This is a genomic window from Dyadobacter koreensis, from assembly GCF_900108855.1.
Lineage (GTDB): Bacteria > Bacteroidota > Bacteroidia > Cytophagales > Spirosomataceae > Dyadobacter > Dyadobacter koreensis.
In genome coordinates, this window is sequence record NZ_FNXY01000007.1 from 266,005 (window position 1) to 286,681 (window position 20,677).

General features: G+C 40.1%; 20 protein-coding genes and 1 pseudogene. 10 read left to right on the top strand and 11 right to left on the bottom strand.

Features of this window, described 5'->3' with window-relative positions; translation table 11 throughout:
- Positions 1-6 precede the first annotated feature (6 nt).
- From BMY70_RS22520 to BMY70_RS22530, 3 genes are read left to right on the top strand one after another with little or no spacing between them, the layout of a single operon-like run.
- Positions 7-1,332 carry a DUF3500 domain-containing protein gene (locus BMY70_RS22520; RefSeq protein WP_229209735.1) on the top strand — a complete coding sequence of 442 codons (1,326 nt, stop codon included), beginning with the start codon at positions 7-9 and terminating at the stop codon, positions 1,330-1,332.
- A 53-nt stretch (positions 1,333-1,385) separates the two neighbouring features.
- A complete protein-coding gene (locus BMY70_RS22525) occupies positions 1,386-2,657 on the top strand; it encodes a HupE/UreJ family protein (protein WP_229209736.1) in 1,272 nt (423 codons plus the stop codon).
- Between the two features lie 22 nt (positions 2,658-2,679).
- A complete protein-coding gene (locus BMY70_RS22530) occupies positions 2,680-3,285 on the top strand; it encodes an RNA polymerase sigma factor (protein WP_310590653.1) in 606 nt (201 codons plus the stop codon).
- Positions 3,286-3,745: 460 nt separating this feature from the next.
- Here the strand turns inward: BMY70_RS22530 and BMY70_RS22535 are convergent, their stop codons facing one another.
- The gene (locus tag BMY70_RS22535; protein WP_177197115.1) at positions 3,746-5,194 is read right to left on the bottom strand and encodes a S41 family peptidase; all 1,449 of its coding nucleotides are present in this window, start codon (positions 5,192-5,194) and stop codon (positions 3,746-3,748) included.
- A 684-nt stretch (positions 5,195-5,878) separates the two neighbouring features.
- On the opposite strand from BMY70_RS22535, the gene BMY70_RS22540 reads away from it, so the two are divergent.
- The 3 genes from BMY70_RS22540 (at position 5,879) to BMY70_RS31135 (ending at position 9,595) form a co-directional block, all read left to right on the top strand.
- On the top strand, positions 5,879-7,687 hold the full coding sequence (locus BMY70_RS22540) for a hypothetical protein (RefSeq protein WP_090338547.1): 1,809 nt from the start codon (positions 5,879-5,881) through the stop codon (positions 7,685-7,687).
- 151 nt (positions 7,688-7,838) lie between these two features.
- Complete coding sequence (locus tag BMY70_RS31130; protein ID WP_218148669.1) at positions 7,839-8,561, top strand: ATP-binding protein; 723 nt, start codon at positions 7,839-7,841, stop codon at positions 8,559-8,561.
- A complete protein-coding gene (locus tag BMY70_RS31135) occupies positions 8,558-9,595 on the top strand; it encodes a hypothetical protein (RefSeq protein WP_218148670.1) in 1,038 nt (345 codons plus the stop codon). Before BMY70_RS31130 ends, BMY70_RS31135 begins: the two co-directional genes overlap by 4 nt.
- A 231-nt stretch (positions 9,596-9,826) precedes the next feature.
- On the opposite strand, the pseudogene BMY70_RS22550 reads toward BMY70_RS31135, so the two are convergent.
- Both BMY70_RS22550 and BMY70_RS22555 read right to left on the bottom strand, forming a co-directional pair.
- Positions 9,827-10,156: pseudogene (locus BMY70_RS22550) on the bottom strand (amidohydrolase family protein); the annotation flags it as partial.
- 34 nt (positions 10,157-10,190) lie between these two features.
- On the bottom strand, positions 10,191-11,306 hold the full coding sequence (locus tag BMY70_RS22555) for a S41 family peptidase (RefSeq protein ID WP_177197116.1): 1,116 nt from the start codon (positions 11,304-11,306) through the stop codon (positions 10,191-10,193).
- A 110-nt stretch (positions 11,307-11,416) separates the two neighbouring features.
- Here BMY70_RS22555 and BMY70_RS22560 point away from each other — a divergent pair, with 110 nt between their 5' ends.
- A complete protein-coding gene (locus BMY70_RS22560) occupies positions 11,417-12,181 on the top strand; it encodes a LytR/AlgR family response regulator transcription factor (RefSeq protein ID WP_090338550.1) in 765 nt (254 codons plus the stop codon).
- Positions 12,182-12,406: 225 nt separating this feature from the next.
- A complete protein-coding gene (locus tag BMY70_RS22565) occupies positions 12,407-13,576 on the top strand; it encodes a sensor histidine kinase (RefSeq protein ID WP_090338551.1) in 1,170 nt (389 codons plus the stop codon).
- Here the strand turns inward: BMY70_RS22565 and BMY70_RS22570 are convergent.
- Positions 13,569-13,889 (bottom strand): hypothetical protein, encoded by a 321-nt coding sequence (locus BMY70_RS22570; protein ID WP_090338552.1) that lies wholly within the window; start codon positions 13,887-13,889, stop codon positions 13,569-13,571. The two genes, BMY70_RS22565 and BMY70_RS22570, sit on opposite strands and share 8 nt — an antisense overlap.
- Before the next feature lie 285 nt (positions 13,890-14,174).
- Here BMY70_RS22570 and BMY70_RS22575 point away from each other — a divergent pair, with 285 nt between their 5' ends.
- On the top strand, positions 14,175-14,642 hold the full coding sequence (locus tag BMY70_RS22575; protein WP_090338553.1) for a hypothetical protein: 468 nt from the start codon (positions 14,175-14,177) through the stop codon (positions 14,640-14,642).
- Positions 14,643-14,862: 220 nt separating this feature from the next.
- Here the strand turns inward: BMY70_RS22575 and BMY70_RS22580 are convergent, their stop codons facing one another.
- Together BMY70_RS22580 and BMY70_RS22585 are read right to left on the bottom strand one after the other, a co-directional pair.
- The gene (locus tag BMY70_RS22580; protein WP_143072149.1) at positions 14,863-15,126 is read right to left on the bottom strand and encodes a hypothetical protein; all 264 of its coding nucleotides are present in this window, start codon (positions 15,124-15,126) and stop codon (positions 14,863-14,865) included.
- A gap of 252 nt (positions 15,127-15,378) precedes the next feature.
- Positions 15,379-16,356 carry an IS481 family transposase gene (locus BMY70_RS22585; RefSeq protein WP_090338555.1) on the bottom strand — a complete coding sequence of 326 codons (978 nt, stop codon included), beginning with the start codon at positions 16,354-16,356 and terminating at the stop codon, positions 15,379-15,381.
- Positions 16,357-17,338: 982 nt separating this feature from the next.
- On the opposite strand from BMY70_RS22585, the gene BMY70_RS22595 reads away from it, so the two are divergent.
- Positions 17,339-18,265 (top strand): hypothetical protein, encoded by a 927-nt coding sequence (locus BMY70_RS22595; RefSeq protein WP_090338557.1) that lies wholly within the window; start codon positions 17,339-17,341, stop codon positions 18,263-18,265.
- Positions 18,266-18,529: 264 nt separating this feature from the next.
- Here the strand turns inward: BMY70_RS22595 and BMY70_RS22600 are convergent, their stop codons facing one another.
- The 5 genes from BMY70_RS22600 to BMY70_RS31385 form a co-directional block, all read right to left on the bottom strand.
- Positions 18,530-18,850, bottom strand: coding sequence for a TonB-dependent receptor (locus BMY70_RS22600; RefSeq protein WP_090338558.1), 321 nt, complete (start codon positions 18,848-18,850; stop codon positions 18,530-18,532).
- A gap of 547 nt (positions 18,851-19,397) precedes the next feature.
- Complete coding sequence (locus tag BMY70_RS22610; protein ID WP_090338560.1) at positions 19,398-19,655, bottom strand: hypothetical protein; 258 nt, start codon at positions 19,653-19,655, stop codon at positions 19,398-19,400.
- A gap of 39 nt (positions 19,656-19,694) precedes the next feature.
- Complete coding sequence (locus tag BMY70_RS31010; RefSeq protein WP_177197117.1) at positions 19,695-19,862, bottom strand: hypothetical protein; 168 nt, start codon at positions 19,860-19,862, stop codon at positions 19,695-19,697.
- Between the two features lie 3 nt (positions 19,863-19,865).
- A complete protein-coding gene (locus tag BMY70_RS22615) occupies positions 19,866-20,090 on the bottom strand; it encodes a peptidase associated/transthyretin-like domain-containing protein (RefSeq protein ID WP_090338561.1) in 225 nt (74 codons plus the stop codon).
- A 269-nt stretch (positions 20,091-20,359) separates the two neighbouring features.
- Entirely contained in the window at positions 20,360-20,662 is a 303-nt protein-coding gene (locus BMY70_RS31385) for a type II toxin-antitoxin system death-on-curing family toxin (RefSeq protein ID WP_262485755.1), read from the bottom strand.
- Positions 20,663-20,677: the final 15 nt, after the last annotated feature.

Genomic DNA, 20,677 nt, shown 5'->3' on the forward strand with positions numbered 1-20,677 from the left:
TTAACGATGCTTTTCGCATGCAATAAAAGCGATGACGATGTCACTTCTGAGGATGCCAGTATTACTGCCCTGACCTGTACTTCTGCGACATTCTCAACTACTGCCATTAATGGAACGGCCTACTCAGGAACAGCTACGGTTCCCTACACAGGAGGAAATGCTGCGGCTTACAGTGCCGGCAGCGCTATTTCGTCTACCGGAGTGACAGGGCTTACCGCGACCTTGCAGGCAGGTACACTGGCAAGTGGTGCCGGCAACCTGGCTTTTACCATTGCAGGTACTCCAACCTCTGCGGGAACGGCCAGTTTTGCGATCAGTTTTGGCAGCATCAGCTGCACAATGACGCTTACGGTATCAGCTTCGTCAACCAGTACAGTTGATTGCAGTAGCGCCACAACAACGGTTGCCAAGGTAGTTTGTGCTGTAGAAGCCTTTAAGGCAACACTTACGGCCACACAGCTGGCTACCGTTCAACTTGACTTTACCAAGGCAAATGCAATCAAGTGGTCCAATTTGCCAGGCGGGGTAAGCATTCGTAACGGACTCGAATTTAGTACTTTGACTGCTGCACAGCTGACCGCCGCCAAAGCCGTGATCGCTGCTGCATCCGGAACGACAGCCAACGATGGTTATGATGAATTCTCACAGGTCAATGCAGCAGACGATGTGCTTGGGACCAAGGCCGGTAGCGGGTATTCTTCTGGTAAATATATCATCGCCTTTTTGGGTACACCAAGTGTTACAGGAACCTGGATGCTTCAATTTGGGGGTCACCACTATGCACAGAATATCACCTATAATGCAGGGGCCGTGGCAAGTGCAACGCCTTCTCACCAGGGTATCGAGCCGAAAAACTGGACCTCTGGCACGACTACCTATGCTCCCATGGCTTTGGAGCATGATGCGATGGCTGCCATGCTGGCTTCACTGAGCACAGCTCAATTGGCGTCGGCGAAATTATCGACTACTTTCAGTGACGTTTCCCTGGGCCCAAATAAAGACGGACAGTTTCCGACTACCAAGCTGGGTGTTGCAGTAAGTACGTTATCGGATGCGCAGAAACTTCTGGTTCTGGCGGCTATGAAACCCTGGACCAATGATGTGGATGACGCTACGGGTACTGCGAATCTGAAACTATATGAAAATGAACTGGCTGGGACTTACATATCCTATTCAGGAAACGCAACGCTGACAAGCAACGCGGATTATGTGCGCATTGACGGCCCAAGTGTGTGGATCGAGTTTGTTTGTCAATCTGGTGTGGTTTATCAGAATGAAATCCACTACCACGCTGTTTATCGCGATCATACGCGCGATTATAACGGACTTTAATGAGCCATTTCATGTATAATGATATTTTCATCAGCCGTCCAAAACGACGGCTGATGTTTTCCATCCTTTTGGTTTTTGTACTTTCTGTAAAGGGGTTCGCGCACCCGATGCCTAATTCAGTTGTGTTGCTTGATATTCAGCCCAAGCAGGTACTTATGGAGTTGCAGCTGCCTTTAAATGAGCTCGAACTGGCGTTCGGACATGATGTCAACAAGAATCCGTTGGGATTGCTTAACCGGCTAAGGCCTGAGTTGTCGGCATATCTGCTTAGCCATATCCATCCTATCAGTAGCGATGGCAGCGGATGGATCGTAAAGCTGTATGATTTACAGGTGCAACAGGTTCAGCAGAGCCCCAGCGGGCCTTATTATGAGCTGACGGCCGATCTGATGCTTACGCCTCCGGCTGGTTACAGCACCCGGGAATTTATTCTAAATTATGATATCATTTTGCACCAGGTTGCCACACACTTCGCATTGATTTCTGTGCGGCAGGACTGGGAGGGCGGCGTATTTGCCAGCGAGCCGATCCGGTTGGGAGTGATCGACTGGGATACCCGAAACAATGTCATCCATCCGTTTAAAGTCAGCCTGGGTGACGGCGGGACTTGGCAAGGTTTTAAACAAACAGCCGTTCTGGGCATGCACCACATTGCCGAAGGGACAGACCATTTGCTTTTTTTGCTGGTACTTCTGCTTGCGGCACCATTACTGACAGTTGACGGCAAATGGGGAACGTTTGGAGGTGTGCGTTACAGTCTGGCCAGGTTATTGAAAATCGTCACCGCATTCACGATCGGACACTCGGTCACCCTTGTGGCAGGTGCGCTGGAGTGGTTTAGCTTTCCAGGTCAGCCCGTGGAAGTTCTTATTGCATTCTCTATTTTCATATCCGCTTTCCACGCGGTCAGACCTGTTTTTTTGGGTAAAGAGGCCTATGTTGCAGCCGGTTTCGGACTTATCCACGGCATGGCATTCGCAGGTACACTCGTTGATCTGAACCTGAATTCGTTTCAGCTTGGGATGAGCATACTGGGCTTCAACCTGGGTATCGAGCTAATGCAGTTACTCGTCATAGCGGTAGTGTTTCCATGGCTGATGATTTTGAGCCGCACTAAACTGTATTCACCGTTAAGGATTGGCGGAGCGTTATTGTCGGCGGCGGCCGCAACCGGATGGATCATTGAAAGGATTACTTCAAAACCCAACGTGATAACGACAATCATGGATGTTACTGCTGGTCATGCATCGTGGATCTTAGTGGCATTGGCTGTCTTAGCCATATTGAGCCTTTTTACCAGCAGAGCGAGGACCCAACTAGGTTAATTCAGGACAAAAAATTTTTAGCATGATGAACAGTTTCATACATCGGATTTTATTTGATCCTCATAACTTCCAGTCTGTTGTACAGGCATGTGTCGCCGGTAACCGCTCAGCCCAGCGCGAGCTGTTTAAAAAGTATTTCAGTTATGGCAAAAGTATTTGCTTCAGATATACAGCCTCCCCGGAGGAAGCAGAAGAGGTGCTAAATGAAGGTTTTTTAAAGGTATTTAACAATCTGGGAAAATATGATCCTGATTATCCTTTTAAAGCCTGGCTTCGAACTATTATGGTAAACACCGCCATAAGTCACTATCGTAAGACCCGAAAATACAATGACGCCTGGGTCTCACTCGACCACTTTTCCGACTTCGATCTTGACGATAGTGATGATGTACTGAATCAGACTGCTACACAGGAAATATTGCAAGTCATTCAGCAGCTCAGGCCTATATACCGAACGGTCTTTCTAATGAACGCCGTAGATGGCTATGCACTAAACGAAATCTCAGAATTGCTGAATATGAATAATGCTACGGTCAGATCACATTATTTCAGAGCAAGACAGGAGTTACGGGAGCGTCTGGCCCAGGAATATCCACATCTGTCTGGACGCATCGGTCAGATGAATTAAAATATTCCCCGGCCCAATCATTGCAGTGAAAATGCAGTGATGTTTGGAGTGGTGATTGCTATGCACCTGAATTAATGGTTATTGATCTTGCAGTATAAATAGCTTTGGTATTTGTCTATTAGCTCTCCCAAGCTCATGAATTTGAAACCACATATTACCAACATCCGGATATCAAGAACATGTCGTTTTGGTTGAAATTGCTTATGTTAAATAATTGATCTATATTTTTCGAACCACTGATAAACATTAATCGTTCGGTGGTCAATTTGCCACGTAATCAGATGGTTAAGCCATCAGACTTTGCCAAATTATTTATCATATTTATAAATATAAAAGGTTTATCAACCATTCGGTGACATGTAAAAGTAGACAACTTGCTTTATAGAACTTTGCTGTAAAACTTTTTTAGGATTATACAGGTAATGTAAAGAGCTATACGAAAAGTTAAACGAATAAGTGATTAGTTATTTTTTACAGTTTGCTGCTTTTTTATTAAATCCAGTGTAAACTTTAAAGCGTCCCGGTATTCTACCTGATCATCCGGAACTACTCCCCGGAAATCAGTCTCTTTGGCGCCGATGTTGTAATATAAATTGTGCGATATGGTCAGTTCCATGTTTGTTACAGGAAGGTGTGTAGTGATGATATCTCCAAAGCTTACAATCAGTCCGCCTGTCTCCTGCCCTACTACTTTCCCGAGTTTGTAGTGATGAATCGCCTGCGTAAAATCAGCAGCGGAAGAAAATGTAAAAGGGCTTGTCAGTACAAACAGCTGGCCATCAAACCGGTTGGAAAGGCTCTTTCTTTTAATAAGTGGATATTCTTCCACTTCGATACTGCCATTTCTTTTATTCATCATCACTTCATAAGCAGTGCTGTTGCGATCCGTATTTGCATTGTTTTTATACCTTTCTTTTTGCAGACGGCTATATTTTGTAACCACTTTCGCGTATTGATTGAAGTCAGATTTGACAAAATAATGTAAAAATTCATCGCTAATTTCCGAGTCTCCTCCCAGATTAGACCTTAAATCAATGATGAGTTTGTCTACTTTTTGTTCTTTAAGAAGAGAAAACGTCGAATCTGCAAAACGCAGAAAAGTTGGTTTGTCTTCAAAACTTCGAAAGTCTATGATGGCCGCATTCAGACTATCCACCAGCCTCAAACTATAAGGTGCCTGACTAGGTGGTGCTTGACTTTCCTTTGGCTTACGCGCGTTAAACTCCTTGTCGCTGATACCAGCAAGTGCAATTTTCTTTATTCCCTGTCCGGAAGCATAGGTAATTGTGTAGCTGCTATCGATGTTATACAATTGTTTTAGATGCAATTGAAAAAATGAGCTCCCAAAGGCAAGGCGGAAATCCTGACTTTCTCCCGCGGTCATCTTCATGATATCATTTATTATTGTTTTGGATGCGATGTTGTTTATTGACAATATCTCTCCATTTACCGGTATGGGAATATCCAGATCAGGCAGTATAGGCCCCTGATAAGAAATATAAGGCTTTTTAACTGAAAATTTCAGCCTGACCGGTATCCTGAACGGGTTAGGATACAGCGTATAAAATTCAGATAAGGGCATTGCCAGATCCGTATGCCCGTCTTCCAGCCTGACCAGTACAGGTTCTATGAGCTGATAAAAAAATAAAGTAGATAAAGGTTTGGTGATCTGCCGTTTCACATCAGCGATGTCTCTGTAAAACGAATCTTTGGGATACCGGTAATAAGGATCCGGATGCGTATCCTCTATAAATTTAACCAGGGAATCAATATCGCTTTTCAGCTTTTGAGGATCGTATTTTTTGGGTAAATCCTGCGCCTGAACGATACAAAAGGCAGAACCCCTAACCAGGAAAAACGTAATCTGTAAAAACAATCTTAAAGTTGTAAACATAACGCTACTCTTCATTCTGCGGTAGTTAAATTTCATGGCTAATAGAATAATCCCAACCTGAGCAGTGGGCTTCGATATCAATACGATGCAACTTTTTACAGAAATGTTGCATGAGCAGCGATTTTCTTGATATATATTCCTGAATGAACCGTTTGATCAATCCCTTAACCGCTTAATTACAAAGTGTCACTTACATCCACACGAGAGTCTATTTTATCCTCGGCAAGATCTTTCAGGCCTTAAAAAAGCATAATTAAAAACAGCAGGAAACATCGGCGCGCAAACCTGCCGGGTTTATTTTGAACTATCCGCTGACACCTCCCCGGCACCCATTTACCGCTAAATAAATATTTCCGGGTTTTATATCACTTTTATGCGAACTAATTTGCTACTTAGGGTTACAATCTAACCTTCCCTATATATGACAACGTTATTGAAATCTCTATGTTTGCTTCTTTGTAGAAATTCTTCCTTGAAAGTTCTGGGTAATCTTTAGCTTTTTCTTTGTTGGGATTGGTGGTTGGTAGCTTGATGGGGGTTTGGCTCTGTTGGTGGTGGTTAAAGACTAACTGCTTTTTGCTGTGAATTACCCATGTGTCTATTCATATCTCTCCCTTTAATTGTTCAAATAAATACGATAAGTACGATAGAACTTTCGCATACTTAGATAGTTAGCTGATATAATAAACAACGACACCGATGACAATTCAAGAAAAAATTGAAAATATTCTGATAAACGAAAATGCTTATTTTTATGAGAATAGCGATAATGTTCAGATTTCTAATAATAAGATTACAGAAATTTTCAGAATTGTATCATCTGTAAAAACAGGTAACTATCTTTTAAATTCTATTCGTTTAAGATTAAATCAAAATGAGAACATCTACTATTCTATTTGTGTCTTTAAATATACGACAAAACCTACATTCATCGAAGAGGAATTGCCAAATTGGGATGAGGAAAAGATTGCATATTTACTTATTGTTGAAATAGAAGACTACATAGTAATAAGTAAAAAAAATATAAGTAAACTTCAAGATTTTTTAAAACAATTCAAACCGTTAGACTATTCTGTTTTATCTACCTTATTTGTAACAGACGATACAAGTTTTGAGAAGTTTTCGCTTAAAAATTTAAATGTCTCTGACAAAGCTCTTAGAGAAAAAACAGTTGAAGCAATTGATTTAAAAGAAAACTTCTCTGCTCTTGGAGCCAATAATTATTTACTAAATTCTTTAAGGTTGAAAAATAATGATGAGAAAACATCCTTGATGTTAAACTCATCCCGCATTAATAAATTTGGCAAGAAGAATTCGATAGACAATTTTTGCCTTTGGTCTAAAAATCTAGTTCATCAAATTAAAAGCCATGTAAACACTAGTACATTCTTGTCAATTTTTGCTGAACCACAAGATTATGAAACTCTTAAAGATGGATTAATTCCAATTTCTATACTGTTCAATTTTAGTAATATTTATACAGATTTTGAGCAAGGAGTAATCAATCGAGTTATAGTTAGATATACACTTGAAGATGGAAGGATTCACGATAAGGAAATCAATCTAATTGATTTCCTTGCAAAATTTGAAAGACTATGTAAAGTGGACACTGTTGCTGGAGTTAACTTAATTAAAAATAAAACTAGTAAAGACTTAGAAATAAAACTTAATGACAAATCAATAACAATACGTTCTCAGAAATTAAAGAACGTGAAGCTTATACAAGATAATGGAAATGAAATTTCAGTAATCGACTACATAAATGGTAAAAATTCATTTATCATCAACTTTGACAATATAGATTTAGCATATTCAAATAGAAAATTGTTTAAAGACAGTCGCCTTATTGGAAATATTCCCAACTTTTTGAAAATATTTAAAACGCATAATTACCTTAATAATATTACATCAGAAAAAGGCGCATTCTTAACGACTTCAACCTCATTTGAAAGCAATTCACTCTTCGGATTTGTAGAAAACAATTTTCTAAATGACTTTGATTATTTTATCTGTGATGATTTATCAAAAGAATGGGCAGACCATATTGGAATTTCTGAAAACAAAATTTCGTTTTTTCATTCAAAACATAAAACATCCAATGCTTCTGCTTCTGCATTTCAGGATATAGTTGGACAAGCTCAAAAAAATCTTGGTAATTTGACACCACAAGATTTTCAATTGGAAAGCAAAAGAAATATTTGGAATTCGACATACAATAGTTCAGACCGAGTAAATACATTAATAGTTAGAAGCAGAAGAGGTCAGAATTCAGACCAAATTATTGACCAATTCAAAGAGACAATAAAAAATCCTTATCTCAGAAAAGAAGTAATTCTTGTCATAGATTTTATTTCAAAAGCAAATCTTGAAACATATTTAGACGATTTGGTTAATGGAGTATATTTTGCTGAGAGGAATGAAACAATACAAATATTATGGTTTATTTCATCATTAATTTCTAGTTGTCAGGAGCTAAATACAGAAGTAACAATATATTGCAAACCATAAATTACATCAGCTAACATCAGTTTGGCAAAATGGCGGGTTTAGTGCTAAATTCAAGTTCAGTTTTTCAATTGGACTTTATTGTGCTTCGATTTCCGCCACTTCGCCAAGCTGAAAAACGTTGTCTTATGCTTCGTAGCGCATCAACCTAACTATGACAAAAAAAGCAAACTTTCAAGTTGACCCAAAACTCGCCGAACTTTTAGGTGAAACCTATAAGTCGACAGAAGATGCGACCAAAGAATTAGTGGACAATGCCTTTGACGCTGATGCAGATAATATTTGGGTAACTCTTCCTGCACCTTTGACACCTGATGCAGTTGTAACAATTGTCGACGATGGAACAGGAATGAAAGAGCATGAACTTAGAACAGAATATTTAAAAATTGCAAGTAGTAGACTATTAAGAAAAGGCGAAAAGACGTATAACAAGCAAAGAACTGTAAAAGGCAGAAAAGGAATTGGTAAATTTTCAGGGCTTATGGTTGCTGAAATTATGGAAATCAAGACGAAGGCAGGCGGCAAGGAAACAACATTGATAATTACAAAAGAAGAATTAGCCAAAGAAAAATACGACTTAGAAAAGGTAGATCTTCCAATTAGTGTAACTGACTGCCCTAAAAATGAACACGGAACAACAATTACTCTTAAAGGACTTAACCAAAACTTTGATTTTCCTAACCCAGAAAAATTAAAGCAAATTTTAGTTTGGGATTATGGTCGTGTTTCAGATTTATCAATTTTCGTAAATGACGAAAAAATTGGCATTCAAGATTTTCAAGGTAAGACAATCGAAAAAAACATAGTTCTAGAAAATGGGAAAACAGCCAAAATTATTTATAAATCACCGACAAACCAGTTGGTAGAGCAGGGTTGATTTACCGAGTTGGTAATAAAATTGTCGGCAGACCGGAGAACTTTTTAAAAGATGATGACCTAATTCCTGATAAACTCAAAAAAAGGGTAGTAGGAGAAATTATTTGTGACGATTTAGAAGACTACGTAACAGCCGATTGGGGAGCAATCGTTGAGAACAGTAAATTAAATGAAAGCATAAGATGTTCTGTAAAAATCGAACTTACCGATTCCTTGAATTCAGTTTTCAAGACAGATATGCACTTAGCTCGACAGAGGTACAATCAAAAGATAAATAGAGAACTTCAAAAATTACCTGAATATAAAAGACAATTTGCAGAAAAATCTTTGCAACGAGTGTTAGAAAAATTCTACGGTGAACCCGAAGACAAAGTAAATACCATCATCTCTGTAATGGTTGATGCAATCGAAAAAGATTATTATTGGAATGTCATTCATAATATTGAAAGTTCAAGGGATGGCGATATTGAAAAATTTGCAGAAGCATTGTCAGACTTTGGCTTTCTTGAAATGTCAATAGTTACTGGGCAAGCGACAAACCGACTTCGATTTTTAGATGAATTAGATTTGCTAAACCAAAACCCCAAAATACTTGAAGCTACAATCCACAAAGCATTAGAACACAACTTATGGGTTTTAGGAAGCGAATATTCTTTAATATTTTCCAATAAAACACTGGCTTCCGCTCTTGAAAAATACTTAGGTGAAAAGTTTACTGGTGAAAGAGCCAACAAAAGACCAGACTTGTTTTTAGGAGAAGATATTCTACGAAGACATCTGCTTATTGAATTTAAGCGACCATCTGAAACAATCGGCAGAGACGCAGAGAATCAAGCGATAAAATACAGAGACGATTTAAACACAGTTATTCACAACAAAAAAATAAAAATACTGGTTATTGGCGGAACAGTTGATCCTGCAATATCATCACATAATGAAAGAGACGATGTTACACTACTAAGTTACACAAACTTAATTTCAACAGCAAGGACACAGCTTGACTGGTTATTACATGAACTCAAAGCCGAGAAATAGCACAGCAGGTAACATTGCGTTGGCTTTATAGGGTCTAACGAATATAGGCTCAACATTTGAAATACCGCTCAACCGTGGCCCGTCTCCTCACAAATCCATTGCCAAACACCACGAAAAACAACCTTAAAAAACTAAAAACACGCACCATCGTGTAACAACTATGGCAGCCGGAGCAATGAAGCCTTCCAGCAACCATGGATTTAACAGTGTGTTGTGTAAAACCAATTTAAATCAATCAGGAAACAACGACCTGTTTAAACCCGGAAGTAATGTAAGGGCGTTTTTGTAATAAACCTTTTTTAGTATCTGGTCGCTTAGCCCCATAGCATACATATTCCAGTGCGCGTGGTATCTTTTATGATAAGGGAAATACTCTTCATTGGTTTCCAGCACCCGAAAATAGGTGTTATACTCCGAAGGAACCCAGGAGTCTTCGCCAAAGAGAATCCTGTCCTGATATTTTTCAAAAAAACAAAGGGCCATAGCGGTTTGTCTGCCAAGTTCAGCAATAACGGCTCCAAATTCGGTGTACATATTTGGAAGCTCATCCATGAGCAAATCCGGCAGATGGATGATTTTGGGAAGCTTATAATCTCTATTTGTTGACAGTATTTCCTTGTGAGTAATACTTCTGAACAAAGTCAACCCAATCTTTTTCTCCTTCCGGTATGCGTACGTCGGGCTTAAAGCCGACGTTATCAATCCGAAAATCCTTCACCCAGCCGTTACGTCCCCAGGGTGTAGCTAAGTTGTATATCCCGTCACAGATTCTAAAATCCTGATCGCTTCCGTAATCCATGACACCATAAGAGTTTGTACCAAAAAGCGTTACTTTTTTACTTTGTTTACCTTCGAATATGTAGAACTCGGTAGCACTTCCACTTCCCTTATCAATCAGAAAGGCAATTTGCCGGGGGTAGCTTTGGGGATTTACGTCAAGGGTGCGAACCAGGTCACCAGAGTCTTTCACCATTTTGCCAGGGTTCGCCTTTGCGGCATTCAGCAAATTCACCACACGTTTGTAGTAGGGGTCGGTTGTATCCTTGGAAGCTTTTAACTCCCGTTCTTTGGATTTGATGAATTCTTCGCTGCTGCGATAATCCCATGCCGGATAAACGATTGGATTAGTGTAAATGAGCCTCGCCATTTCGTCGGAAGTGCTGGTGTTACCGCCACCGTTTCCTCGTAAATCCATGATCAGATACGGGGTTTTGGCCAGCAGTTCGCGGTTTGCGGCCAACATACTATCCAGTTTACCCACTTCCCTCTGGTCGAAAACGGCAAGTTTCACATATAGAAAATCGTCATTTAATTTCCTGAAAGTCACGAGATCTGTCCTGTTTTTATTGGCCTCCATGTTTGATACCGCCTGTTTTGTGCCTCTCATCCATACCGAGGATACGTGGCTGTCCTTAAAAAATCCGGTATAGGTTTGTAAGACGGTCTGGCATGCCAAAGGACTATTAACGGAAGATGCTTTGGTTCGCAGATTTTTGATTAATTTGTCGTAGGCCGGTCGCGTTTTAGCGGTAACCTTGTCGTCAAATCCGGCATAAATCCGGGTTACTTTGTCAATAACTTCTTCCAAAGCCCGGGAGCAGGAACATGCATCAGGATTTACAGCTTTTTGTCCGGAATTTTCCTGCGCCTGGACAAATGTATAAGTGAGGACAAAAATTAGCGTAAGAAATGGTATTATTTTCGTTTTCATGGACTGAGCGTGGTTTTGATAGGTCTTTTGATTTAGAGAAAAAGCTTTGTTACTTTCATGGTGATGTGTCTTGATATACCGCTGGTCAGCTCCCGGCATTTTAATTTCTGATGATGACAAATACGCTTCGTTGTGCAATTATAGAAGATGAGCCGCTGGCTCAGGAACTCCTTGAAAAATACGTCCGACGTGTTTCTTCGCTGGAACATGCCGCAACATTCGATGACGCCATTGTAGCTTATGATCAACTGCCGGCTATGCATCCGGATATTATTTTTCTGGATATTAACATGCCGGAAATGACGGGGATCGAATTCCTGAGGGCCTATCCTACCCCACATCCTGCGGTAATTGTAACAACGGCAAATCCAAATCACGCCCTGGATGGTTTCGATATGGGTGTTACTGATTATCTACTGAAACCCATTACGTTTGACCGTTTCCTTAAAGCTATTGGCCGCGCCAGGGAAAAAGTGAACGGGACTTCCCAGCCAGTTTCTGCTGCTGTCACATCTGAGAACTTACCGGTTTTGTCAGAAAAAGGTACACCATCAGATTTTATATTTTTCAAGACCGATAAAAAGCTGGAACAGGTTCATTTCGACGAAATCGTTTTTGTGGAATCGCTTGGCGACTACATCAAAGTTTTCCTTTCTGATCGTTTTCTTGTTACACTTGTCACAATGAAAAAACTTTGCGAGACACTTCCTTCTGATCGTTTCCTTCGTATTCACAGATCCTGTCTGGTGCAACTTCGCTATATCAAAACGCTGGAAGGAAACACGGTGATCATGGCTTCCGGTCAGGAATTGATTATAGGCCCTAACTTTCGGGAGGAGGTAAAACTTGCTCTGAAAAAATGGCTGATTTCATAGTACCACTGTTTTGATTTAGCCTTCATCGACTATGGGAGCAAAGGTATCGGGTCAATGACAATCAGCTTTATTAATTCGATGGAGTCCATATTATTTCCGATGAAGATGTAAAATGTTTTTTATCGGATAAAACCTGGCTCTAGTCGAAAAAGTAACTGAAATACTTCCTGAACAGATTCCTTTGAAGAACTTTTTAAAAGATTCAGAATTTCTCCAAATATTATAATGATCAGACTGGATATCGTTGCTGACAATACAAAATACCATGGCTGGACACGTGTAGGTTTTCATGCCCTGCTGATATCAGGTATTGTACTGCTGATATTTTCTGCATACGTCCCGTGGTTTTTGTATCCATCGGCGCCGCTCGATTATCCATTTAAAACGTACGCGGGCCCCATTATACGTGACGCATTTTGTGTGGTCGTTCAATATTATTTCCTTGTCTTTCTATTCACCCGTTATGCCCGAAAACCCTTGCTTCTGGTAATTGGGATGGCAGTTTACTATTTTATTCTATTTACCTGTTATTACTACACGTCCTATCTTGTTAAGCATTACTGCGGCTTACCGGATGATTACACAGGCTCCATCAGCCATTTCGACAGGACACCCTATTGGAAAGCATTGTTTCATCCGGCAACATTCTATCATTTGATGTTCATTATAGAACGGGCTTTTTATCCGCTGGCGCTGAAGTTGCTGATTGAGATATACAGGCGGCAAGTACGGAATGCCAATTTGCAACAGGACTACAATCGTCTCGAACTTGATTTTCTAAAAAACCAGATCAGTCCACATTTTTTGTTTAATGTCCTCAACAGCATTTATGCGCTTACTGAGGAAGAAAGCCCTCGTGCGGCAAAAATTGTACAGCAGTTATCCGGAATGATGCGCTATTCACTTTATGAAACTGCCGATGTTACGGTACCTCTGTATAAGGAACTGGCGTTTATCAGAAACTATGTGGAGCTGGAACAACTCAGAACTTCAAAAAGACTAACCCTTGAAACCAGTTATCCCAATCCAGTGGACGAGATGCTGGTAATCGCGCCATTTGTTCTGATCACATTTATTGAAAATGCTTTTAAGCATGGTGTAGGAAGTACCACCAAAAAGTCCTTTGTTAAAATTGATCTCACATTGAGGGACGAAGTGCTTCATCTTTCGATTGTAAATAGTAAACCCGTCAATGGCAAAAAAACAATTGGCGGATTAGGGTTGGTCAATGTACGCAAAAGATTGGCGGCGCTTTATCCCGATCACCGGTTACAGGTGCTGGATGATGCGCTGCAATATACCATGACTTTGACGCTGACTTTGTCCAAAAGCAAAATCCCTGCCGCAACTTTGAAAGCCGGGGTCTTGGAAGTTAAAGCGGATCAAATCAGGTAAAATTAAGCGTACGTCGGGAAATTGAAAATATCGGGATCGTATCAACTATGCTTTGATCAAACTTCAAAGAAGTGAATAAACAGTTTATAGAACTGATGGCACGGGCAATTCTTTCCATCTCACTTTCGGCAATATGCTGCACGTCTTGCCTGATTTCCATGTAATTTCTTTGTACCATAAAGGAATCCAGCTTTCTAATCACAGGGATCGGATTGTATGCATTCTGCTCAGCTTTCAATGCTTGATGATCATTAATGATTTGGGCATGAAAAGTCTTCAAATCTATTTTTTGATCGGGATTATCGGCTACCATAGCTACAAATTCTCAGGAGCTAAGGCCAGCAATTTCCTTATTACATAAATCTTGAATAATACAATGAGAAGGCGCTCCCTGTCCGTTCCAGATTAGTAGCTGTATTTTGTAAGGCGATCTATTCTCGCATGCATAGAAAATGGCTTCTACGAAATTTGATTTATTAAATTCTTTGTGATATATTTATAATAAATAGTAATTCAATGCAACACTATTTAATTAGTGTATATCAAAAAATATCAGATCAGCAGATCAGTACTCTGAATTTAACCATACTACCTTCTTATGAACAAATTTATTGTAAAGACAAATGACTTTCATAAGCCATATACATGGATTTTACGATCAATGTACGCTATTCTAGCTTTGCTCGTTTTATATATTATAGACTTACAAAAATTAGAAAACGGTTTTCTTTGGATTGGTTATTCTCTTGCTATTCTGATAGTACTCCTATTTTTTACAATACCCGTCGACGAACTGACTCTGGATAAGGACCATCTTTACTTTGAGAAAAAATCGATACTACCCTTTTTCAATAAGACAGTAAAACACCAAGTTTCTAAAATACAACAGATTGGAGTTGGTGGGAATTCTGCAAGAATTGGAACGTATGCACTTCTTAATCCCAGAATTTGTAGAAGCAAAATAGAAATAATTTTTAAAGATAATTCCTCTAAAATTTACGATTTATCTATTTCAAAAAAAGACTCAAAAGAAATAGCAAATAAAATAAGACAGTTAATAAATTAACTATCTACGTCAAATAGCCTCCGTGTATTTTTTTGCAATTTTGGGTACATTCCTTAATTCTTCTAATCAGATGAAAGCAGGAGGAATAGACTTCTCGATATCTTTCCAGGTCAGGGAGTGACTGCCACTTACACCCGAAGCGTTGTGATGCAATGTAAGGATTAAATGTTTAAATCGGGGACGATATATAACACCTGACCTCCATAACCAGCAGCATAGATTACAGGAAATACCTTCTCTTTAACACCGAATACACCCCGCCACCATTGATACCCGTATCCCCAGTCCGAGCTTGACTCATTTTGTAAGGGATGTCCTCATGCCAATCCAGTCCGGCCATCAGGGTTAAGGCATTACGCGGCGTGGGCTGTGGGAATTTTTCTTCCATAGATTTCTTGTAGGCCCAGAAGAAAGCTGTTAATGGTGCATTCAGATTTTGGATCAAGCCACCATCTTTTGCGATACCAATCAGGAGCGACCTCACACTTTTTTTACAGGATTGTAAACTATGGATTCTTTCTCGTTCAGCTAAATAAAAGTATTCGTCCAAGCGACAACTTTCCATTCTGGGCAACAAGCACTGCATCCACCCCATGATATTTCCCCTCAATTTGTTCTCGAAAAGATCGTGTAATATCTTGGAATTCGCAGTCTACATATTAAATGCATCCACTTTCCAACTGTAGTGGTTCTACAGTTCCGCTACACTTAATTAGCTTGGAAAAGTAGGACAAAACTAGGTTTTTTTCTGGTGGCCGTATTTATTCATTTTTTTGTCGCGCCAATAAGCCTGTTCTCGGATTCTCTCTTTTGTTGGATCATATTCTTTTTCAATCTCATCCCAGAATGGCGCTTTAGCGGAATGTTCACTGGCTACTTCAATCGGTGTTTTTCCATTTAAACTACTGTGGGGACGGAAGTAATTATAGTAGAATTGCCATTCAGCAAGTTTATCATTAAGGTCTGGGTCGTTCAGGTCAACAGTTCTGTAAAACTCTTGAAGGTCAGTCTGCTGACTTCTCTCAACTTTCCCATTCAGATGCGGAGATCGCGGCTTAATAGGCCTAAATTTGATGCAGTATTCCATCAATCTTTCCTGGAACGCAACTGCAAAGAATTCCTGTCCCCGGTCAGTTTGGATGCGCTGAACGGGATAGTGAAATTCTTCAATCAGCTTATCCAGAAAGTCAATCGAATTAGCAGCTGAGCGTCGTTTATAAAGATTTAGCACCCTTAGCCGCGTACAGTCATCAATAGCAGTGTATTGATACAACCCAGCCTTTATCTTGCAAACGTCTAATTGCACGCGTTCACCTGGGATCAGCTTTGCATACCTAATTGGCGGATTGTTTTTCCTATATCGACGAATAGGTTTTATAGCGTGTTTTTTTAGTATTCGTGCTACGGTAGAAGTAGCTATTTTCAGTTCGTGGTGTCTTAACAAGTGGGAGCAAATTCTTAGTTTTCCATAGTTAAACTCATTTCGAATTTTAAGTACAAGTGTCTCTTGCTCAATACTAAACTTTTGACAGCCTAACCGCTTTGGGCGATGTGATCGGTCAACCAACTTCTCTTCGTCCTGCCTTTTAAGCCAGCGCTGTAAAGTAGATCTAGCAATACCACATCTGCGAGCGGTTACTGAGATATTTCCCAATTGCTTGTAAAGCGCTACCCACTTCTGCCGGGCTTCAATCTTTAAATTTTCAATGGCCATAATAAGGTGGTTGGATCAGAAACACCTCATTTTTTCTCGCAACCTCTCCGGATATGTGAGAGAGGATTGCGAGAAAAAATGATCATTAATTTAAAGAATTGATCGCAATACAAAAAATATGAATATAACTTTTTAGAGAAATCAAAGGAGACTGTAAGTGTAGCGAATGTTATGAACCATCACAGTTTAACCATCACCGGTACAGGCGGAGCTTGATAGCTCTATTTTAGCAGCGCGCGATTTTCCCGATCAATCCTCCCCGGTCGCTGTGACGTCCAACGATCTGTTTTCGTCAAAGTCAGCGTTTCAGATTTGCGACTGGGTAATTGAGTAGACCTTCAATTTCTGATTTATTCTTCGAAAGATTACCAGTAAATGTCGTTCCCTAGCCTAGGTCCAGGAATATTTTTGAATCTGTTATGTTTATACCAGACAATATTCCTTCCGCCATTGATTCCGGAATTGCAAACCTGCCGCTCCATGAATCAGAAAAAAATCATGACGCAGCTCAACATCGAGCGGACCTTTAAGATGTGGCATAGCCTCAAATTCAGTATGCCAGATTCCTACCAGTTTTTGCTTATCAGTAGAACGCCCAGAACATTGACGAAAAATGACAAACCTATGCAATACCTCAATATCCTTCTCAGCATAATGAATTGTAGACTTAGGGGATTTTGGTTGCCATCAAAAATAATGTAAGATTGGTAAATTTCCTTCGCACTTCAACAGAATGCCAACAGTCTGATCACTGCGCGGCGCTCGTTTCTTGCTTGAAACAAGTATCCTAGCTTCTTCAGATTTTAACTGATTTTTGACTTACATCTTACATCACTAAGTACAAAATCCTGGCCCGCTTCTCGGAGCCGCCTCAATGTACCGGATTACAGCCTATTTTAACCGTAAAATAAGTTTATTCATTTATACGCTTGAAGTCAGATAGCTTTTCGTAACGTTGCTGGTCATCTACTCAATGTTATAAATGAAAAACAATTATCCTGCTCCTTTTTATAAAGGCTATTTTCCATTTCTTCTTAAAAATGCTGTTTTTTACCTAATTTTAATTGCAAATCTGCTGAGCTGCTCGAAAGAAGAAGCGAAGACAGTATCACCCAATATCCCCAAAGAACAGGAAGTTCGCTATCCTTATACAATCGAGAATATTTCGGATGAGACCTTATATACTTTCAACAATGATGCGTCTAATCCAAAGGAAAATTACAACGAAGTAAAATTATCGGCAGGTCAGAAAATCGTGGTGCAAGCCTTAAGTTCTAGCAAGATAACGCCCATGATCCGCTCAGAAAAACCGGGTCTGCAAACCGAGTTCATTTATAACAATCTGACTCAATTATATCAGATTAACGGTTACATGAATGTGTTTGAAGCTTCCATCAGTGGTGATGCCAGTATGGTAAGTATCTATTTCCCTAATCCTAATACGGGAAAGCCGGACAGTTTGGTAAATGTAAAGCTACCTCAGGTACTAATTTACAAAACATACGTTAATCAAACTATTGCCATCATTGTTAGTAAAGAGGTTGTGCAGGGTACAATTAGTCTGGCTACAAAAATTAAGGGAAAAACAGATATTACCAGATCTACCAGTGCCTCCCAGGCAGTTATAAATAGCTCGACAGATTTAACAAAAAAAACAACGATTGTAATTGTTGAAGAACCAATTGCGGTTGTCTCCAATCCCACGACACCAAATCCCACCGCACCAACCAATCCTACTGCACCAACCAATCCCACTACACCAACCAATCCCACTACACCAACCAATCCTACCGATCCAAGCTGCGGCATGTACAATGGGAAACCAGTTTACACAGGCCCCAGAGGAGGATGTTATTATATTAATTCAAACGGCAATAAAACCTATGTAGCTAGAAATTTCTGTTGTTAATCAGGCAAAACGTATTCCCAATAATACTTAATAACTAAGCGTTCCATTCCTGTCAAATCGTTGTGATATTGTACTCCATTATCGATCACCGCAACGCTTACCGTATTATAACCTCGGATTATATCTTAGGCTTTTGCTGAGCTGCTGACCATTCTGGAAACTATATCTTGCATTATGGGTGCGTAGAGCATTGTCGACTCTAATATGATAATAACTGATGCTGCCACCCAGTCTAATTCCAAGCAATTCGGCTTTTACACCGGCTTACAACTGATTGGCTGAAACAGGCTTTGGTTTAAACAGACTGCCATTTGGCTGCTCGACGGGTCGCTGGTTTTGAAACCCGTTCATGAAATTTCGAAACAGCGATACCTGATCTTTTACGATCTGATAAGCGATTCCCAGTTTGGGAGAAAGCGAAGGCTGAACAAAACCTCCGTCATAAGTTTGCTCAAAATGTTTATAAGGAAGACTCAGCATGGTTGAAAAACGATCTGTCCGGTTGATCACGTCGGAAACATATATACCCAAAATATTTCCACCGTAGGCATCATGCAAAGTTGTGGTGGAAGGATTTGCCATCATTATATTCACTCTGCTCAGCCCCACTCTTTAAAAGGTGTTATTAATATTGATCTTTTCAAGCGGAATGACGCTGTAAGTCACGGTTCATCGTTGTATTCGTAACTGGCTGCGATCAACAGATTATGAGCAAAACGGCCGGTATTGAAACTGCCAATAAAATTCTACTGAACATTGGCATACGTTCTTTCTCTTGGCTCAAAATGGCTGATACTTATGACTGTTGTATCGGCACTGATCCAGTTCACATATGGCTGATAGCTATGATTCAAAAATTCGTTTACATCCGATACCCCGTGGATGATGTATAGTTTTTACTGATTTGACATCCTGCCTTCCCAAAGTATTTGTGGCCTTTGCATCGCTGAGCAAATCATTATGAAAGAAAGATTTTTTTAAAACCCTGCGGAATGTCTTTGGTGGATTTGAAACGGACCTGATCTGCAAAAAGCAGCGTTTAGGCCAGCCGTGTTGCATCACTTTTTGAAATGTCCGAAATCAAACAGGAATGAAAGGCGATCGCTTGCCTGATAAGAAAGGCTCGGACTGATCACAAACCGTTTATTTTCCGATATTCATTTGAACTGTTTTGCTGATGATTGACGGCGTTGAATCTGAGCAGTACTGATTTGTCTTGATTCAGCGGGGTATTGATATCAACCGTTGCTCTGCTTAATTCAAAACTGCCCATGCTGTAACCCACTTCGCCACCAAATGCAGCATAGGATCTTTTGGTAACCAAATTCATGGCGCAGCCAAAAATGGATACCTGTGAACCAGACAGTGTACCTGACGGGCCTTTGATCATTTCGATCCGTTCAAAATTAGCGATTTCAGTTCCAGTCCTTTAAACCGAAGTCGCCATCCCATTTCTTGCATAGTCAAAGTTGGTAAAACCTCGGAACACAACGGCAAAACTTCCGGTAAAATATTCGGCAGGCGTAACACCGGCAGCAGCATAAAAGACATCTTTCACATCAGTCATCACCTGCTCTTTCATCAGATCCTTACCCACAACTTAACAGACCTGCGGATTTTCAAGATTTTTCAGCAGCATACGTACCACATAGTCAGTCTCTTTATTCATCAGCCAGTTCTCCCCACTGATAACAACCTCCTGTAATTGCTGATTGTCCTTGACTAAAGTGAAACTTACCGAGCTGGTTTCTCCGACTGTAACGGTTACCGTATTTTTTTGCGTAACAATGCCCGTAAAGCTCGCCGTAACTGTATAAGTTCCCACAGAAACTTTATTTATCCTGTTCCATCAACGACGGTTCCCTTCGTCATTTTTTCCAGAATAATATATACAAACACGCCGGGTTGGCCTTCTACTTGCCGATACAGAAAGTAACCAAGTCGCTCAACAAGCTAATTATCAATATTTTACATGCCTAAAATTTGACTCAGGTAACAAATGGGTAACAAAAATTGACTTTTTAATAACATCCGCCATAATTTCCCCGGTTATTTCCCCCTACTACTCCTGAGCATCTGCTGGACAAAATGTAATTACTGATTTCTATTAAGCACACTTACCACTAATTTTTTCACCGTCTCCATTTCTTCCGGCTTACTCGCCGCGGCAAACAAAGTGAGGCTGGCAAGAGCCTCATTACTTATTATTGGATCTCCAGATTTGGATTTCAAAAGAGAATTTCTTTTTAGAAACAACAAAAAACACGCAGCGGCAATCCGTTTATTACCGTCTACAAAACCGTGATTTTTTATAATGAGATAAAGTAAGGTTGCCGCCTTTTCTTCGAGGGAAGGATAAAAGTCCACGTCACTAAAACCCTTGCTGATCTGTATCACTGCGCTTTGAAAACT

Coding starts and splice junctions, on each gene's coding strand:
- BMY70_RS22575 (WP_090338553.1), top strand. CDS start 14,175: ATGAACAAATTTATTGTAAAGACAAATGACTTTCATAAGCCATATACA.
- BMY70_RS22530 (WP_310590653.1), top strand. CDS start 2,680: ATGATGAACAGTTTCATACATCGGATTTTATTTGATCCTCATAACTTC.
- BMY70_RS31130 (WP_218148669.1), top strand. CDS start 7,839: ATGACAAAAAAAGCAAACTTTCAAGTTGACCCAAAACTCGCCGAACTT.
- BMY70_RS22565 (WP_090338551.1), top strand. CDS start 12,407: ATGATCAGACTGGATATCGTTGCTGACAATACAAAATACCATGGCTGG.
- BMY70_RS22525 (WP_229209736.1), top strand. CDS start 1,386: ATGTTTTCCATCCTTTTGGTTTTTGTACTTTCTGTAAAGGGGTTCGCG.
- BMY70_RS22540 (WP_090338547.1), top strand. CDS start 5,879: ATGACAATTCAAGAAAAAATTGAAAATATTCTGATAAACGAAAATGCT.
- BMY70_RS22585 (WP_090338555.1), bottom strand. CDS start 16,356: ATGGCCATTGAAAATTTAAAGATTGAAGCCCGGCAGAAGTGGGTAGCG.
- BMY70_RS22595 (WP_090338557.1), top strand. CDS start 17,339: ATGAAAAACAATTATCCTGCTCCTTTTTATAAAGGCTATTTTCCATTT.
- BMY70_RS22610 (WP_090338560.1), bottom strand. CDS start 19,655: ATGATCAAAGGCCCGTCAGGTACACTGTCTGGTTCACAGGTATCCATT.
- BMY70_RS22520 (WP_229209735.1), top strand. CDS start 7: ATGCTTTTCGCATGCAATAAAAGCGATGACGATGTCACTTCTGAGGAT.
- BMY70_RS22600 (WP_090338558.1), bottom strand. CDS start 18,850: ATGATGGCAAATCCTTCCACCACAACTTTGCATGATGCCTACGGTGGA.
- BMY70_RS22535 (WP_177197115.1), bottom strand. CDS start 5,194: ATGAAGAGTAGCGTTATGTTTACAACTTTAAGATTGTTTTTACAGATT.
- BMY70_RS22555 (WP_177197116.1), bottom strand. CDS start 11,306: ATGAAAACGAAAATAATACCATTTCTTACGCTAATTTTTGTCCTCACT.
- BMY70_RS22560 (WP_090338550.1), top strand. CDS start 11,417: ATGATGACAAATACGCTTCGTTGTGCAATTATAGAAGATGAGCCGCTG.
- BMY70_RS22570 (WP_090338552.1), bottom strand. CDS start 13,889: ATGGTAGCCGATAATCCCGATCAAAAAATAGATTTGAAGACTTTTCAT.